The sequence below is a fragment of the Acidithiobacillus sp. 'AMD consortium' genome, from assembly GCF_008926505.1.
Taxonomy (GTDB): domain Bacteria; phylum Pseudomonadota; class Gammaproteobacteria; order Acidithiobacillales; family Acidithiobacillaceae; genus Acidithiobacillus; species Acidithiobacillus ferridurans.
Genome location: NZ_CP044411.1, coordinates 2,062,848 through 2,079,875 on the forward strand (window position 1 = coordinate 2,062,848; position 17,028 = coordinate 2,079,875).

At 58.5% G+C, this 17,028-nt stretch carries 18 protein-coding genes and 1 pseudogene; 6 read left to right on the forward strand and 13 right to left on the reverse strand.

Features of this window, described 5'->3' with window-relative positions; genetic code table 11:
* The first annotated feature begins 8 nt into the window (after positions 1-8).
* The 5 genes from F6A13_RS10575 to F6A13_RS10595 all read left to right on the forward strand — a co-directional run bounded on the left by F6A13_RS10575 (position 9) and on the right by F6A13_RS10595 (position 4,770).
* Complete coding sequence (locus F6A13_RS10575) at positions 9-2,408, forward strand: TonB-dependent receptor (RefSeq protein WP_151528221.1); 2,400 nt, start codon at positions 9-11, stop codon at positions 2,406-2,408.
* A gap of 58 nt (positions 2,409-2,466) precedes the next feature.
* On the forward strand, positions 2,467-2,667 hold the full coding sequence (locus tag F6A13_RS10580) for a hypothetical protein (RefSeq protein ID WP_151528222.1): 201 nt from the start codon (positions 2,467-2,469) through the stop codon (positions 2,665-2,667).
* A 70-nt stretch (positions 2,668-2,737) separates the two neighbouring features.
* Complete coding sequence (locus tag F6A13_RS10585) at positions 2,738-3,460, forward strand: energy transducer TonB (RefSeq protein ID WP_151528223.1); 723 nt, start codon at positions 2,738-2,740, stop codon at positions 3,458-3,460.
* Positions 3,461-3,596: 136 nt separating this feature from the next.
* On the forward strand, positions 3,597-4,175 hold the full coding sequence (locus F6A13_RS10590) for a cytochrome b/b6 domain-containing protein (protein WP_151528224.1): 579 nt from the start codon (positions 3,597-3,599) through the stop codon (positions 4,173-4,175).
* A 58-nt stretch (positions 4,176-4,233) separates the two neighbouring features.
* The gene (locus tag F6A13_RS10595) at positions 4,234-4,770 is read left to right on the forward strand and encodes an OmpA family protein (RefSeq protein ID WP_151528225.1); all 537 of its coding nucleotides are present in this window, start codon (positions 4,234-4,236) and stop codon (positions 4,768-4,770) included.
* A gap of 336 nt (positions 4,771-5,106) precedes the next feature.
* Here F6A13_RS10595 and F6A13_RS15660 read toward each other — a convergent pair whose 3' ends face one another.
* Complete coding sequence (locus F6A13_RS15660) at positions 5,107-5,322, reverse strand: hypothetical protein (RefSeq protein ID WP_225487688.1); 216 nt, start codon at positions 5,320-5,322, stop codon at positions 5,107-5,109.
* On the opposite strand from F6A13_RS15660, the gene F6A13_RS16020 reads away from it, so the two are divergent.
* On the forward strand, positions 5,296-5,496 hold the full coding sequence (locus tag F6A13_RS16020) for a hypothetical protein (RefSeq protein WP_413227729.1): 201 nt from the start codon (positions 5,296-5,298) through the stop codon (positions 5,494-5,496). The genes F6A13_RS15660 and F6A13_RS16020 overlap by 27 nt on opposite strands.
* Positions 5,497-5,673: 177 nt before the next feature.
* On the opposite strand, the gene F6A13_RS10610 is transcribed toward F6A13_RS16020, so the two are convergent.
* The 12 genes and pseudogenes from F6A13_RS10610 to F6A13_RS10665 form a co-directional block, all read right to left on the reverse strand.
* Complete coding sequence (locus F6A13_RS10610; protein ID WP_225487185.1) at positions 5,674-6,063, reverse strand: hypothetical protein; 390 nt, start codon at positions 6,061-6,063, stop codon at positions 5,674-5,676.
* 51 nt (positions 6,064-6,114) lie between these two features.
* Complete coding sequence (locus F6A13_RS10615; protein ID WP_151528228.1) at positions 6,115-6,492, reverse strand: DsrE family protein; 378 nt, start codon at positions 6,490-6,492, stop codon at positions 6,115-6,117.
* A 280-nt stretch (positions 6,493-6,772) separates the two neighbouring features.
* Positions 6,773-8,539 (reverse strand): arsenical pump-driving ATPase, encoded by a 1,767-nt coding sequence (arsA, locus tag F6A13_RS10620; RefSeq protein WP_151528431.1) that lies wholly within the window; start codon positions 8,537-8,539, stop codon positions 6,773-6,775.
* A 40-nt stretch (positions 8,540-8,579) separates the two neighbouring features.
* Complete coding sequence (arsD, locus tag F6A13_RS10625) at positions 8,580-8,942, reverse strand: arsenite efflux transporter metallochaperone ArsD (RefSeq protein WP_113527509.1); 363 nt, start codon at positions 8,940-8,942, stop codon at positions 8,580-8,582.
* A 38-nt stretch (positions 8,943-8,980) separates the two neighbouring features.
* Complete coding sequence (locus F6A13_RS10630) at positions 8,981-9,466, reverse strand: arsenate reductase ArsC (protein WP_151528229.1); 486 nt, start codon at positions 9,464-9,466, stop codon at positions 8,981-8,983.
* On the reverse strand, positions 9,463-9,627 hold the full coding sequence (locus F6A13_RS10635; protein ID WP_192796460.1) for a hypothetical protein: 165 nt from the start codon (positions 9,625-9,627) through the stop codon (positions 9,463-9,465). The genes F6A13_RS10630 and F6A13_RS10635 overlap by 4 nt, the downstream gene beginning before the upstream one ends.
* A 5-nt stretch (positions 9,628-9,632) precedes the next feature.
* On the reverse strand, positions 9,633-11,327 hold the full coding sequence (locus tag F6A13_RS10640) for an FAD-dependent oxidoreductase (protein WP_151528230.1): 1,695 nt from the start codon (positions 11,325-11,327) through the stop codon (positions 9,633-9,635).
* Positions 11,328-11,337: 10 nt separating this feature from the next.
* A complete protein-coding gene (locus tag F6A13_RS10645) occupies positions 11,338-12,321 on the reverse strand; it encodes a thiamine pyrophosphate-dependent enzyme (RefSeq protein ID WP_203602324.1) in 984 nt (327 codons plus the stop codon).
* Positions 12,322-12,341: 20 nt separating this feature from the next.
* The gene (locus F6A13_RS10650; protein ID WP_151528231.1) at positions 12,342-13,505 is read right to left on the reverse strand and encodes a pyruvate ferredoxin oxidoreductase; all 1,164 of its coding nucleotides are present in this window, start codon (positions 13,503-13,505) and stop codon (positions 12,342-12,344) included.
* Entirely contained in the window at positions 13,489-14,091 is a 603-nt protein-coding gene (locus tag F6A13_RS10655) for a 2-oxoacid:acceptor oxidoreductase family protein (RefSeq protein ID WP_225487186.1), read from the reverse strand. Before F6A13_RS10655 ends, F6A13_RS10650 begins: the two co-directional genes overlap by 17 nt.
* Before the next feature lie 79 nt (positions 14,092-14,170).
* Positions 14,171-14,477 (reverse strand): annotated as a pseudogene (locus F6A13_RS10660) (transposase); the annotation flags it as partial.
* A 55-nt stretch (positions 14,478-14,532) separates the two neighbouring features.
* Complete coding sequence (locus F6A13_RS10665) at positions 14,533-16,977, reverse strand: phosphoketolase (protein WP_151528232.1); 2,445 nt, start codon at positions 16,975-16,977, stop codon at positions 14,533-14,535.
* Positions 16,978-17,028: the final 51 nt, after the last annotated feature.

Below are 17,028 nucleotides of genomic sequence, written 5' to 3' on the forward strand. Positions count from 1 at the left end.
AGTACGAGATGTACAAGAAACTGCCGTTAAAACCTCTGCTGGTGGCTATTGCTGCCACAGGCGCACTGAACATAACCGCCATGGCCGCGGCTCAAGCCGGGGTCACCGCGCCAACCACCTCTGCTCCTAGTCATCGCACCATCGATGTGGGGCGAGTGTCTGCCGCACTGGCATTGAATACCCTGGATAAAGTGCCCACCAAAAAGGAAGTCTTCGAGTCCACCCAATCCGTCAAGGTGATCGGTAAGAAACAAATGGAGACCGCCGGACCGGCAGGCGGTGCTGGTCAGGCACTGGCGGTCGCTCCCGGTGTGAACACGCAAACCGACTCGCCGGCCGGAGGCTCCAGAACGACGATCAGTATTAACGGCATGAAGACGGGGTGGAGCAATATCGCCGGCAATGCCAACGACGGCACGGTCATGGTCACTTTTGATGGTGTTCCCATGGTCGATCCCGCCTATGGGGTATGGGGTTCTCCAGAAGTGCCACAGATGTCCATGATCAAGGGTATTGCCGTCACTTATGGCCCGGGGTATCCGATAAACCGCTGGTTCAACAATATCGGGGGATCCATCAACTTTATTCCTTTGCAACCTACCGCCAAAGCGGGCGCCAGCATCGGAGGGTTCTACGGCAGCTTTAATACCCGTGGCATTCACTTTAATGTGCGTACCGGCAACATAGATGGCTGGTCGGCTATTCTCGCGGGAGGGTTGACGAGCGCCGGCAACTACCTGACCGGGTATGGTTTCAATAATCCCAGCAATAATTACGCCTATTATGCGAAAGTCATTAAAAGATTCCAGGGCGGTCATTTCAGCTTTGGCGCGTACGCCGCCAGAGGGGTCGCGTATCGACCATTGGCTATTCCTGTTTCTCCCAATTCCAATGTCACGGTTAATGGGTTGGACGCCAACGGAAACTCAATCCCCGGTCCCATTTACAGTCAGCAGACGACCGGATTTTATACTACGGTACCCTATTCCGTATACTGGAAGGAGGCGTTCAATACCAGCTATATTCTGTATTCGAAATTTTATGACCACTTGTCGTGCAACCTAACGCTGCACAATCTGTTATGGTACCGTCACGGGTCACGAGAGCACTTGCACTATAATACCTATAGTCCTGGTGCCTTGAACCAATATTATCTGGCAAAGTCGGACACCTATGGCGACAAGCTGTACTTTACCGACCGCTTGCCATGGAACACGGTTTCTTTTGGTGGCTATTTCCTCAATAACAAATACAACTCGCTTCTAGAGTTTTACAATCCTAGTCCTGCACAGGCACAGTACAACCCTATAGTTGGTGCGCCGGTAAATGGCAGCCTTTCGGTACCCAATGGGGACTCTCATAGCTCCTATCTGTATATGACCGACCTGGCGGCTTTTATTCAGGATGATATACAACCCGTCAGGAATCTGCGCATCACCCCAGGGTTGCGGGTGGTGACGTTCAACACCAACTTTGTCAACAATGAAGCTGCCCAGTTCCCCCTCAATGGGTATAATAATGGGGTTAATGCATATGGTACCAGCGGAGATCGTCAGCCTAATTCCTCCACCAGCTTCACGGACGTGGAACCATCGATCGGCGCCAATTGGCAAATCACCCCGAACGTCGCGGTTTATGCCAACTATTCCACCGCATACAAGGCGCCGGCAGGGGCGACAGGGACCTATGCACACGATCTGGCGTCCTCATTAAAACCGCAATCCTCGTCGCAGTATCAGTTCGGCGTCAAGGCCTATGTACCCCACGATGGCCTCCTCAACCGGGCTTCGTTCGGCGCCAATTATTACCATTTGAATGACACCAACGAGATTATCCCCATTCCCGTGGTCAGCCATCTGTATAGTTTGTTTGCCTCAGGATCATCGACATTTAGCGGGGTGAACCTGTATTTCGAAGATGACCCACTGTATAATATACATATTTTCTCGAATCTCAGCTTTGAAAAGGCCGTGTATTCGAATTATGTGAATCCGCATGGGGTTTCCTATGATGGGCTGCCAGTATCCGATGTCCCTGCCCAGACGGCGAACATCGGTGCTTATTACCAGTGGTATCATGCCGGAGTGGTTTATGAACCAAGAATCTGGTGGCAGTATACTGGCGCCCAGAATATCTACAACAACAATACCGGGGCACCAACCAACCAGAAGCTGCCCGCTTTTGGCATCTGGAACGCGGCCCTGAGAGTTCATATTGGCCACCAGTACCTGTTTGCTGGCCTGCACAAGCTGTCGGTGAACGTGGATGTGTTGAACTTGCTCAACAAGCAATATAACAGCTATCAATACATCTCCAGCGGTGGTTATTATGGCGTGGCTGGCCAGATGTTGGCGGATCCGGGCATGCCCCGAGCGGTTTATGTCAGTCTTGAAGGACATTTTGCGTAGATGTTGCTCTATTATGGCTAGGCATGATTTTCATGCCTGGCCGTGCTTCTGCTGATATTTGTGGAATGCTATCCAATACCTGACGATTTACCCCACTTCCCTGCTCAAGGTCAGCGGTCCGGAGCAGTTGAAGCAGGAGTGGATCGCCAGCAAGGGGGTCAAAAGCTACGACCATTTTATGGCCTACTTACATCACTATGCCCAAGTCCATGGGGCGACCATCGCCAGCTATGAAGCCAATGAGGGGAAACTCCATTGAACAGTACAGCAACGAAAGGCACCAAGATATTTCGTGCCACGCCCGGCCTATGCAAGGACATTGAGAACGTATGAATGCATCCACCCTCTCCTCCCCGGTTCAGTCCCCGAAGTTCAAGAAGGATCACTTCGGACGGGCACTGGTGATCGGCGCTGTTATCGAGGCACTGATGATCGGGGGATTGATTTATTCCCACCTGTCGCAGCCGGTGACGATCAAGCCAAAGCCAAAGATTATAGCGATCCACATGATAAAACCGGCACCACCCAAGCCCAAACCGGTGCCCCCGCCAACGAAGCCCGTGGTGCATCCAAAGCCGATTCCGAAACCAGTGCCCAAACCCATACCGAGGCCGGTTCCGCATCCGGTGGTACATCACCCGCTGCCGCCCAAACCGTCGCTTGCCAAAACGCCCGCACCGCAGGCGCCGGTATACACGCCACCGGTGACCCCGCCCGCGCCACCGCCGCCGCCCGCACCAAGTCCGGCAGCGCGCCAGTCGGCCATGGACACCTACGCGGCCATGCTGCGGGCGCGGGTACAGGCCAACGCCCGCGTGCCGGATTCCGTCCGGATGATGCATGTCGGAGGAACCGCTGTGATTTCCTTTCGCCTGACGCCGTCGGGGCGTCTGCTTTCTGCGCAGCTTGCCCAGAGCAGCGGTATCGGCGCCATCAACCGCGCCGCCCTGAAGACCGTGGAGGACACCCGCTTCCCACCCTTTACCAAGAAGATGCCCAAGCATCCCATGACGTTCGATGTGTCGGTGCATCTTTCCGCCCATGACAGCTAATTATTATGTTTAGGAGGCGCAAGAAATATGCTAAAAAACCTCTGACCAACGCAATGTGCAGCGTCGTTTGTTCACCCCAGTGTGAGTAACAGGTTCTCATTTTTTAATTCACATCCATCCAACTACGGAGTTTTACATGTCTGAAGAGATTCAAGAGTGGCCAAGAAGTACGCGATGGATACATGCGGGATTTGCGTTGGCGGTAACGCTTCTGCTGTTCAGCGAACTTGACATGAAGGCCATATGGAAAAAAGTCGGCGAACTTCCATTTCGGCATTTACTGTTTCATATGCATATGTGGATTGGCATGTTTGCAGCAGTTATTGTTGTCGCATTCTGGGTGCAGGTTTTCTCCAACAAAAACCTGCGCTCACACCTGTTCCCCTACAGCGGACCATACTTGGACAACGTCTGCACCGATATCAGGGGACTGGCAAGCAGAAAGCTGCCGCCAAGCGGGATGCGCGGCGGGGTGCCGGGCATGGTACATGGTTTTGGTTTGGCTGCCGTGACCGGCATGGCCCTCCTGGGATTTATCATGTTTTTCCTGATTCCCAATTATGGAGTGGCTGCGCCCATAGGCTTCTACCAGCTTCCCAAGAAGATGCACGACTTTCTTTCTTCATTTGTCTGGTTGTACTGGTGGGGCCATATCGGCATGGCCACACTTCACGCCAGTAAATCTCCGACCATTCTGCGCATATTCAGGCCATAAAACAGGGAATGAAGGCTGCCCATATCTTTTGAAAGTAGACAACCGAAGGAGAGTCCAGATGATTACAAAGAAACAGGCGCTATTGTCCATATTGGTCTTGGCGGCGGCTGGTTGTGCGGGGGTGCCGTTGCCGGGTTGTCCGGCCAAGACACCAGCTCCCGGTGCCGCACCCGTTGCGGCACCGGCTCCTACACCTGCCCCCATAGCGCCCGTGCAGCAGACGGTCCTACAAAGCAAACCAGTGACCATTACCGGGATCAACTTTAAGTTCAACTCGGCACAACTCTTAGGCCACGATATCCGGGTCCTGGATGAGGTGGCGAACTTCGCGCAGAAGCACCCCAACGCAGTTCTGGATGTGAACGGCTACTGTAGCAAGGTGGGCAGCTATGCTTACAATCAGAAACTGTCGGAACAGCGCGCGGAAAGCGTGGCCCGGTATCTGAAGGTCCACGGAGTACCTGATTCCCGCATGGTGATCAAGGGCCACTCCTACAAGGACCCTATCGCCAGCAATGCAACCTCTCAAGGGCGTTTCCAGAATCAGCGCGTAGAGATCAACTCCACCATCCAAGTGAAAAAAACAGTCGGCTAAATATTTCGGCAGCTGTGGTAATAAGTACGCTGTACCCTCGCAACGCATGGCATGGCATGGCGTCGCTCCACCTCTGCCTTGCCCTGCGGGGCTCTTTTTACGGTGCAGTTTAGGAAGAAACAATTGATACCAAGAGAGACTTGGTGATAAAATGTCTATTTCTAAACAATAGAATTGTCATATCAAAAACCACGCAGGATGTCGTGCTATCGTTGCACCATTATAGTTTCAAATAAAACATGCTGTCAGACATGAAAATGTCATCTCAGGTTCATGAGAACGTAACATTCGTTTGTTATTCTGGGGATGAGTCATTCGTGACTCTCTCCTCCTCCTTTAGCCCACTTCAAGTGGGCTTTTTACATGAAATATAATGTCCGCGTTGAACGCACTGATTCCTTGCATGTCAACGCCAGTGTGCGGGATTTTGAGATCCAGCTTGGTGCCAAGCGGGCCGATCCTACGGCGGGTTTTAACCCAGTTGAAACCCTCCTTTCCTCCATAGGAGCGTGCCTTCTGACCGCCATCAGTTTCGTGGCCGAGGCTTCCCATACTCCTCTGGCAGGGGCGAGGACAGAGCTCGAAGCCACGCGGCAAGATCGTCCTCTGGGCGGTGTTTTCCGACGTTCGCAATTTGCCGTGCGGAAAACTCAATACCGTCAACATGGGATCATATCTGTGAATAAAGGACGTACCACTTTCGCAATGCCACCAAACTCCAAATAGACTCCACAACACCAAATGGCCAAGTGCCTGCAAGGAACCCGTATATCGCTGAACCCAGGCATGAAAACGAAAAGGCCATGGTAAACCAGTATGATCGTGCTTCTAAAGCATAAAATAACATCATTAAAGTCACGACCGACGCGCCATACAAGGTCAGCATATCTCTCTCCTACACCATTAGTTGCGCGAACCGCTTTCCTTCGTTTCCACCCAGACCTGTGCTCCCATTTGCACAGGATCCCACGGATTGCTGAACGGCGGTGAGTAGCTGAGGTCGAGATCATTCAGATCTTCGACGCCCATGCCATGGAACAGCGCCGTTGCGAAGACATCGATGCATTTCGACACCCCCGACTGCCAGTGGCCGAGGATCTGCGCGCCCAGAAGTCGGCGGGTTCGGCGATCGCCAGTCACCCGGACGTGCAGTTTCTGTGCGTTCCGGTAGTAGACCTTGTGGTCCCAGGTTTGTGTTCCGACGGTGACGGGATCAAATCCCGCAGCGCGCGCTTCGGCTTCGCGCAAGCCCCTCCGCGCGATCGCCAAATCGAAGACCTTGACCGTTGTCACCCCGGCAGAGCCGGGGGACGGGCATTGCGGCTTTTCATCGGGATGGGGTGATTACCAGGTCAGGACACGCCCGGCAGCGCCCAAGGAGGGCAACGCCGCGCTGGGAGTGAGGAGCGGAATCGGCTTGTCCACATCATCGGCCGTCATGCCGTTGAGTTCCAGGGATTGGAGGCAACCGATGAAGCGCACGCCGTTATCTTCGGCCAATTTCATGAAGTCGGCCACGCTCTTGCCCCCGGCCATGGGAAAGATGGATTCGGCCTTACCCTTGCGCAACAGTTCCGTAGCAGGACCGGTGAAATACATGATGACACTCTGCTCGGCGGCCGCCGCCGTGGCGGCGAGGAAAAAGGCCGAAGGTAAACGCTTAGGGTTTTCCGGCCCGGTAATGAGGACGACAACGAGATCTGCAGCTTGTGCGTCGGACATTTAACACCTCCTGGCAATGGGAAAGCGGGCGCCACGGCCGGGCCGCTTCCCCTGATCGTAGACAAAATGACCGGGCGATTCCAGGGCCTGGGCCGGTCCTTAGCGCCGTGGTGGGATTCCCTTGCGCCGGCCCAGATCGGCCAAGGCATCGGGATGGGCATATCAGAGCAGTTTTGCGGCAAAATCATCTTCGGGAACACGGGATCGGTATGACTCACGTTCATTTCGTCTACTCCTCTCTGCCCTAGGCTTGTCGCTCCCTTGGGTCCGATCACCACGGTCACGATGCTGGATTCAGCAGCGATCGCAAGTGGTCTATGCCCACCGGCTCCTCTGTCTGCATGGGTACCAGGGCGATGCGTTTGGCGTAGTCGGTGCGAACCGACTGGATCTGGGCCACCTCCAGCGCGGCGCGCTGCTTCAGCAGGGGGGACGCAGTGGGCGCAGCCGCCAGGCTGTTGTTGATGACCCAGGCCCACGGCTCGATGCCCGCGCGACGCAGGTCTTCCTGCAACTGTGCGGCCTCCAGGACCGGCGTGGGTTCCGGCAGGGTCACGATCAACACCTTCGTCCGTTCCGGGTCCTGCAACTGCATCATCGGCGTCGTGTAATGCACCTGCGGATCAACGAGGTGGCGGGCCACTTCGCGATGATAGGCCCCGGTGGCGTCCAGTAGCAGCAGGGTATGCCCGGTCGGTGCGGTGTCCATCACCACGAATTGCTTGCCGGCCTCACGGAGGACGCGCGAGAATGCTTGGAACACCGCGATTTCTTCCGTGCAGGGCGAGCGCAAGTCTTCTTCCAGCAGGGCACGGCCTTCGGCATCCAGGTCTTGGCCTTTGGTGTCCAGCACATGCTGGCGATAACGCTCGGTCTCCACCTCTGGGTCAATGCGGCTGACTTCCAGATTGCCCAGCGAACCGGCCAGCGTGTCGGACAGGTGTGCGGCGGGGTCGGAGGTGGTCAGGTGAACGGGCAGGCCACGTTCGGCCAGTGCCACCGCCACTGCAGCGGCCAGGGTGGTTTTGCCGACTCCGCCCTTGCCCATCATCATGATCAGGCCGTGACCCATTCCAGCGATCTCTTCCACCAGCGTCAACAACCGCGGAAGTCCAACGATTTCAGCGGGTGCATCGCTACCGGCGGGTGCTGCAATCTCGTCTTGATCAGAGAGCAGGCTGCACAGCGCCTCGACGCCGACCATATTGAATGCCTTAAGCGGTAATGGATCGACAGGCAGATCGCGCAGCGCGGCGGGCATGCCCGCTATGGCCGCCTGTTCGCGGTGACGTATGGCAGCGGCCAGCGCGTCGTGAACAACCTCGCCTGCCGGCAGCACACCGTTGATGACCAGGTTCTGCCGGGTCAGGCCGATGGCCGCCAGTTCCTGGTGGGTGCGTGCGACCTCGTCCAGCGTGGTTTTCTGCGCACGCGCGACCAGTATCAGGCGCGTGCGTTGGGGATCGGACAGCGCCTTGACCGCTTCGGCATAACGCTGGCGTTGCTTTTCCAGGCCCGCCAGTGGACCAAGGCACGACGCGCCTTCCGGATTTTTCTGAATAAAGCCGCTCCACGCGCCGGACAATTGCAACAGACGAATGGTATGGCCCGTCGGCGCCGTGTCGAAGATGACGTGATCGTAGTCGGCCGTTAGTGTCGCATCGGTCAGCAAAGCGGTGAATTCGTCGAAGGCCGCGATTTCGGTGGTGCAGGCTCCGGAGAGCTGTTCTTCGATGCCTTTGACCACGGCCTCCGGCAGAGCGCCGCGCACCGGGCCCACGATGCGCTCCCGATATTGTTGTGCCGCCTGTTGCGGATCGATTTCCAGGGCGAATAGCCCGGGTACCGTGGAAATGGCGGTGATGTTGTTGCCGATTTCCTGACTGAATACCTGACCGATGTTGGACGCAGGGTCGGTGCTCACCAGCAAGACCTTCTCGCCCAATCGAACCAGATGGATGGCTGTGGCACAGGACAGCGACGTTTTACCAACGCCACCCTTGCCCGTGAAAAACAGAAAGGCGGGCGGATTTTGTAGGAAAAGCATACCGAAGTCCTCGTTGAAGCCTACGCCAATGATGAACCGTTCAGCAGGTGCCGCTGCCACCGCAACAGCCGCCAGAAGGGCTTTTCATGGCCGGCGCCGCCGCCAACCCGGCCCAGCGGACCAGTTCCTCACGGGTCGGATAACGCCCGGCCAGGGCGATCTCCCCTTCCACCAAGATCAGCGGCAGTGCTTCGGTGCCGGAACGATCCAAAAACTGTTTCACCACCGAATTGTGGACAAAGGCCATGGGTTCCTGGCTGAGGTTGTAGCGTACCAGATCGATTCCCTGGCCTTTTGCCCAGTCCGCGTCAGCAGAAAAGCGTACCAGCGCAGGATCGATGGTCGGACCGCATACGCCCGTACTGCAGCACATGGCGGGATCATACACACGGATTTTGGTCATGATAACGTCTCCTGAAAGAATGAATGCCGTCTGAAAAGTTACTGCGCACCGATGCGCGCCAGTTCGGCTTGAAGGGCCACGTCGCCACTTTCTTCCCCCTGTGTCCAGGGCAGGGCCAGAAAGGCTTCGATCCGACGACGCAGGATCTGGTAGGCGGTGGTGAAGGCCGCCTCGATCTCCGCCTCGCTACCCGTTGCCTTGGCGGGATCGTCCACACCCCAATGGGCGCGGATCGCCGGACCGAAATAGGCGGGGCAGGTTTCGCCAGCGGCACTGGCGCAGACGGTGATGACGATGTCCGGTGTTTTTTTGATGTCGTCCCAGGACTTGCTGTACAGGCCTTCGGTACGGAACCCTTCGCGTTGCAGCAGAGCCAGGGCGCGCGGATGCACATACCCAGTCGGATGGCAGCCGGCACTGCTGGCGTGCATGCCCGGTCCGGCCAGCGCATTGAAGGTGACTTCGGCGAGAATGGAACGGCAGGAGTTGCCGGTGCAGAGAAAAAGGATTTCCGGGGTTTTCATCGCTGGTTTCCTTGGCGGACAGAAGAAGGGATGGTTTCACGGGGTAAAGCGCAATCCTGGTTACCGCGACAGCAGTTTTCGGTGAGATACGCGACCAGCGCGCGCACCACCGGCATGGCTGCCCGGTAGCGCTGATAACGCCGCGCTGCACCGTCACGCATCTCCCTCAGGACGGCTCCGATACCATGGCGATATAGCCCACCGGGCATTCGTGGGCGCACAAGCCGCAGCCCTTGCAATAGTCGTAATCGATACGGTAATGCGAGCCGTCGGCGGCGAATTCGCGGGTTTTGAGCACGGCCTGATCCGGGCAGAGTGTCCAGCAGTTGTCACAGGCCATGCAGTTGCCGCAGGAGAAACAGCGGTTGGCCTCGGCAATGACCTGCTCCGTCGCCAAACCACCAGCGATTTCGGCACTGCCCACGCGGTTTTCCGGCGGCAGCAGGGGTTCTTCCGCGCGCGGAGCCTGTTCGAAATAGTGGAGGTTGAGTTCGGCGATGCCGATCACCTGGAGTTCCCGCTCCGGTTCATCATGGAATTCGCCCAGCAAATGGGCGTGAATGACGGCAGCTGCGCGTCTACCGTCCCCCACAGCGCCGCTCACGGTGCCCCAAGCACCCTCGCGAGCATCGCCGCCGACGAAGAGACCCGCCTGTCCGGCCAAGCGTCCTACCTTATCCACAGGGAAAAAGTGCTGCTCACCAAGCAGATTTTCCATGCCCTCTGGTTCCACTTCCTGGCCGACGGCGGGAATCACCTGATCGACATGGAGCACGGTTTCCGTGCCCTCGAACTGGACGATGTCGAATCGGCCGTTGTCCCGCGCCAGTTTTTTCATACGGACGAGTTCCACCCCTACTACCTTCTCGCCGCGCAGAATCAGGCGGTGCACACCGTGCTCCGTATGCAGGATGACGCCTTCCTCCTGCGCCTGGCGGATGTCGCGCGGAGCGGCTTTCATAGCCGCCTCCCGTGTAACGTCGGGACCCGGCAGCGCGTCGTGGGTGACGAGGTGCACTCGTGCCCCGGCACGTGCGAGTACGCGTGCCATGTCGACGGCACTGTTGCCGCCGCCCACGATCACGGCAGAGCGAATCTCGGGCATGGTGCCGAAGGCTACCCATTCCTGCAACAACGTGAGCGCCGGATGCAGGTCGCTGGGGGTACGTCCGTCCACATCCCACGGACGCGGACGTTGACGGCCTGGGCCAAGAAAGACCGCGTTGTACTCCTGCCTTAGCTCCGCAACAGAGGCCTCCCGCCCCAGTGCCGTGTTTGGCAGAAAATTGATTCCGGCAGCAAGAAGCCGTTCGATTTCCGCGTCCAGCACTTCGCGCGGCAGGCGATAGCCCGGCAGGGCCATGCGCAAAGTGCCACCGGCAACCGGCAGCCGCTCCATGAGAGTGGCCTGCACGCCCAGCCGGCGGAGATGGTAGGCACAGGAAAGTCCCGCAGGACCAGCCCCCACCACTACCGCCTTCGGCGCATCGGGGACGAGCGACGGTAGGGGATAGCCCCACCCTGCCCGGATGGCTTCGTCCCCCAGCAAACGTTCCACGTTGTGAATGGCGATGGCGGCATCAAAACGGCCCCGGTTGCAGGCGCTTTCGCAAGGGTGGTCGCATACCCGCCCCGTGATGGCTGGTAAGGGATTTGTCGCCACCAGGGTTTCCCAGGCGGCCTGGAAATCCTCTTCCGCCACCTGGGCGAGATAGTCGCAGGGATTTTCTCCCGCCGGGCAACCGCTGTGGCAGGGTGCCGGGCGCGGCTGGTAGAGAGGCCGCATAGTACGCCAGCTACCAGTTTTGAATGCCAGAGCGGTGGCGGGGTAAGCGAAGGCACCGGGGGTCATGACGGGCATAACGTTCTCCTTAGGTAGAACGGAGGCCGCCGCGGCGCACCGTATCCGCGCCTTCCGTGTCGAGGGGGTCAGCAGTTTCCGCTTTCAAGGCATAATCCTCTATGTTTTGATCGGCGAGGGCCTGGAGATGGGCGAGTTCTTCTCGGGCCAGGGCGTCGTCGGCGAAGAGGTGCTTGAAGCGTCCCTGGAGCTTGAGGTAGTCCGCCACCGGACGAATCTGCCGGATCGGCATGGCCCCGACCAGTGCGCCCTGCTCCAGTTCGATGAGCGGGAACATCCCGCTCTGCACCGCAAGGCGTGCCACCTCGATGGAAAGTTCACTGCCATGACCCCAGCCGAGGGGGCAAGGGGAATGGATCTGCAGGAAGCTCGGCCCTTCCACCTCAATGCCGCGCCGCACCTTCTTTCGTAAATCGGCAGGATAGGCGACCGATGCGGTCGCTGCATAAGGAATGTGATGGGCGGCTATGATGGAAAGAATATCTTTTTTCAGGTGGCGCTTGCCCATGCGCGCCACGCCTGCAGGGGATGTGGTTGTGGCGGCGGCATGGGGCGTGGAACTGGAACGCTGTACACCCGTGTTCATGTAGGCTTCGTTGTCGTAGCAGATGAAGAGCACATTGTGCCCACGCTCGAGCATGCCGGAAAGCGCCTGGAAACCGATGTCGAAGGTGCCACCGTCACCCGCGAAGGCCAGCACCTTGATGTCGCGGCCCTGCATCTTCAGCGCCGCCTCCATGCCTGCCGCCACGGCGCCGGTGTTTGCGAACAGGGAATGCAGCCAGGGCACCCGCCAAGCAGAATCCGGCCAGGCGGTGGTGAAAACTTCAAGGCAGCCGGTGGCGTTGGCAACCACCACGTCAGGCCCCGATTCTTCCAGGGTGAGCCGCGCCGCCAGGGCCTGCCCGCACCCCTGGCAGGCCCGGTGACCCGCTTCGAGCCCCTGAAAGCGGGGCTGGGCCATGCGAAGATCGTGCAGCGTCTGTGGCGTCAAGGGGCAACCTCCTGGCGAACTTATGAATCGGCTGGCAGCAGTTCGGGCCGGAGGTCGATCGCGCTCATGCGCGGGTGCGGTTTTTTGATCGCCTCAAGCAGACGCGGATAGATTGCCAATGGTACATCCCGACCGCCCAGACCTGCGGCGAAATTGTGGATCCGCGGAGGGCTGTCGGTGTCCGCAAGGGCCGAGCGCATTTCTGCCCCCACGATGCCGTCGGCGCCGGGTGCGATGGCCCGCTCCAGCACGATGAGGTCATGAAGCCCGGCACAGGCGGCCCGCAGGGCCTCCACCGGAAACGGACGGAAGCAACGCAGATGCATGAGTTTCACCGGCAGCCCCGGAAACTGATCACGCGCATCCAGCAGCGTGCCGAATACAGAGCCCAATGTGAGAATGCCGATCTTCGCATCAGCGGGGCCGTCCACCCGCACAAGCGGCGCCTGTTCCCGCCCACATGCGGCTGCCCAATCCCGTGCCGCCGCCACGATCTCCTTTTCAGCGGCGAGCAATGCCGCATGATGCAGGTGGCGCGCCTCGGTGAAATACTCCGGCGCAACGAGTGTTCCCATGGAAAGCGGAGCCAGCGGATCCAGGGCACGGGAGAAGTGGTAGGGCGGCAGGAAGCCGTCGACCAGTTCCTGGTCCGGCAATTCCAGCGGCTCCAGGGTGTGGGTCAGGGTGAACCCATCCACGCACACCATCACCGGCAGTTCGCAGCGCTCGGTGATGCGAAAGGCCTGAATGGTCGCATCCACCGCCTCCTGGTTATCCGCGCAGTAAATCTGGATCCAACCCGCATCGCGCACGGCCATGGAATCTTGCTGATCATTCCAAATGGAAAGCGGTGCGGAAACCGCCCGGTTTGCGCAGGTGAGCACCAGGGGCACACGCAGCCCGGAGATGTTGAAGAGGACTTCGCTCATCAGCAGAATTCCCTGGGAGGCGCTGGCGGTGTAGGCGCGAGAGCCGGCGCAGGCCGCACCCAACACTACCGAGGCGGCGGAAAATTCGCTTTCCACGCTCACGAGTTCGCAATGGAACTTGTCGTCTGCTACGAGTTTGGCGATGTGTTCGACGATGTGGGTCTGCGGCGTAATGGGATAGGCGGCCACCACCTGTGGCCGACACAGAGCCACTGCGCGGGCGATGGCCTGAGAACCTTCAAGCGCTTGCCGCATGCACCAGCTCCTTCCATATGCCGCGTGGCGTCGCATCTGCCACCTGGCAGACCAGTGCAAGATTGTGGGCCAGTACTTCGCCCCTGAAGCGCTGCGCCAGGGCATCCTTGAGTCCGGCGACCGGCAGCAGCTCCGTCAGGGTGAGAAAGGCGGCCAACAGGGCCGTGTTGGGCATGGGACGACCAAGGGCTTCGAGCGAGAGACGGGTGGCGGGCAACGTATAGGTAGCCCGCCCGAAGGTGTCCGACAGGGCCCGCGAATCGCGCTGGGAATTGATCATCACGCCCCCTTCCGACGCGAGGCCGGCGAGAGTGTCCGGCAGCGCGGCCAGAGTTTCGTCCTGGATGATGACGAAGGCAGGTTGAGCCACCTGACAACGACGGCGGATGGGCGTCTCTGCAATGCGTACGAAAGCGGCCACCGGGGCTCCCCGGCGCTCCGCGCCGAAGGCGGGAAACGCCTGTGCAAAAAGCCCTTGACCGATGGCGGCGGTGGCCAGCACATAGGCCGCCACTACATTGCCTTGTCCACCCCGTCCATGGATACGAATTTCGATCATGCCGCCTTCCTTGCCTAACCGAATCATGATGCCAACCCTCCGGTCGAGGCTACGCCAACATTTTTGGCAACGCAAACTGGGAGGAAGGCATTCATATATATGCCTCTTAACCTTTCTCATCCGCCAATCGGATGGGTCTATGGTCCATGCACGCATTGAGCAGGCGCAGGGGGATCTCCGCTTCCCGAAAGCGCCGGTTGAACCGGTAGACGAACTCGTTGAGATATTCCTGCGGATACCGGCCGGAGACCCCGTGGAACGTGCCCAACAGGTAAGCCTTGAGATTGCCGATGGCGATGTGCATCCCAAGGCAACCATTCTCCGGCCTGCTCCGAAGGTCTGAGGCGACCATCATGGTGCTGCGTCGCGGCCAGGACCCGCAGCGCCGCCAGGCCGTCAGTGCGGAGAGGCTGATGGGGAAGTTACGGCCCGCAATGGCTGATCGCACTGTCAATATTTCAGCCATTATCAAAACGGCCACTTCCAATCCGTGATATCTTGGCGATCCACCCCAAATTCGTAGGCATGGTTCTTACAGGCGAACTGTTGATCAAGCAGGGTCTCGCGCACACTGGACCCCGTGTCGCAGAGGCGGGGTATCCGGTCAATGGCGTCAATGGCCAGACTGAAACGATCCGTCTGATTCAGGATCGCGAGTTCCAGGGGCGTGCTGATATTGCCTTTCTCTTTGTAACCGCGCACATGAATATGGTGCTGTCCGGGTCGCCGGTAGGTTAATCGGTGGATGAGCCACGGGTAGGAGTGGAAATTGAAGATCACCGGCTGGCTGGAAGTGAACAGCGCCTCGAACTCACGATCCGTCATCCCGTGTGCGTGTTCGGTATGTGGTACCAATTTGAACAAGTCCACCACATTCACGAATCGAACCTTGATGTCGGGCACGTGCTGACGCAGTAGGGCAGTGGCGGCCAGAGACTCCAGAGTCGGCACGTCACCGCAACTCACCATGACCACATCAGGTTCAACCCCCTGGTCATTGCTCGCCCAGCTCCAGATGCCAGCGCCCCTTGTGCAGTGCGCCACGGCCGCCTCCATGTCCAGGTACTGCAGATTCTTTTGCTTGTCCGCGACGATCACGTTGACGTAATTGACGCTTTTCAGGCAATGATCGGCAACGGAAAGCAGGCAGTTGGCATCCGGCGGAAGATAGATGCGCACCACGCTGGGGCTCTTGTTAGCCACCACATCGAGAAAACCAGGATCCTGATGCGTGAAACCATTGTGGTCCTGTCGCCAGACCAGTCCGGTCATCAGCAGGTTGAGTGACGCCACATCGGCCCGCCAGGGCAGTGCGTTACATTTTTCCAGCCATTTGGCGTGCTGGTTGAACATGGAGTCAATGATGTGGATGAACGGCTCGTAGCTATTGATGAGCCCGTGCCGCCCGCTCAGCAGATAACCTTCCAGCCATCCTTCTATCGTATGCTCGCTGAGCATTTCCATGACCCGTCCCTGCAAGGCCAGTTCGCCGCCGTCGGCATCTTCCGGGAAATATTCCCCGAGCCAGACTTTTTGGGTGACCTCATAAAGGGCTGTGAGTTTGTTGGATTGGGTCTCGTCCGGACCGAAGACGCGGAAGTTCTGCATATTCAGCCGCATGACCTCCCGAAGGAAATTTCCCAGCGTGGGCACGTTGCCAGCCAGGGTTCCTCCGGCTTTTTCGATCTCCACGGAGAACGTGCGGAAGTCAGGCATATCCAGAGGGCGGCGCAGCAGACCCCCATTGGCCACGGGGTTGGCGCTCATGCGCCGCCGCCCCTTGGGCGCCAAAGCTTGCAATTCAGGAATCAGTCGCCCTTGCGCATCAAAGTGCTTTTCCGGTTGGTAACTGCGCATCCAGGATTCCAACAGACTCAGATGGGCCGGGTTGGTGGCCACGTCCGGAAGGGGGATTTGATGGGCTCGCCAGAAACCTTCCAGATAATGCCCGTCCACCTTCCGGGGGGCCGTCCAGCCTTTGGGACTTCGAAGAATGATCATCGGCCAGCGGGGGCGGTAAGCCGCACCACTCTGCCGGGCCTTTTCCTGGAACTTGCGAATCTCCAGAACACAGTGTTCCATGGTGGCGGCCATCGCTTGATGCATGCCCTCTGGATCGCTGCCCTCCACGAAGTAGGGGGTATACCCATAACCGACGAATAGCGCCTCCAACTCCGCATGACTAATACGCGCCAGAATGGTGGGGTTGTTGATTTTATAGCCGTTGAGGTGGAGCACCGGCAGGACCGCCCCATCGGTAATCGGATTGAGGAATTTGTTGCTATGCCAACTCGTGGCCAAGGGTCCGGTCTCCGCCTCGCCATCGCCGACCATGACCAGGGCAATCAGGTCGGGGTTATCGTAGACGGTTCCAAATGCGTGAGAAATACTGTAACCGAGTTCACCGCCCTCATGAATGCTGCCGGGGGTTTCCGGGGTCGCGTGACTACCGATGCCCCCGGGGAAGGAAAACTGCTTGAAGAAGCGCTGCATGCCTACCAGATCTTCACGGATGTCGGGATAAATCTCGGAGTAGGTTCCTTCGAGATATGCCTGGGACAGTACCGCCGGTGCCCCGTGACCGGGGCCGGAGATGTAGATCGCGTTCAGATCGTACTTGATGATCAGCCGGTTAAAGTGAATATAGGTGAAGCACTGGCCAGCGTCCGATCCCCAGTGGCCTAGCAAGCGCGGTTTTATGTGTTCCAGTCGCAGCGGTTCCCGGAGCAATGGATTGCTCCTGAGGTACAACATCCCCAGGCACAGATAGAGACTGGCTCGCCAGTAGGCATCGGTTGTGCGCAACTCTTCCGGGGCGAGCGGAGTTCCTTGGATGGTCGCGCGAGTCGGCCCATAAGCGCTGAGGTTCTCGTCTTCGTAAGCTGTCGTCGCTGTTTTAGCGGAAGTGACCATGGTGGGATGTCCTCCGTTGTCTAAAAACTGTGGGACGAAGATTGAGCATAC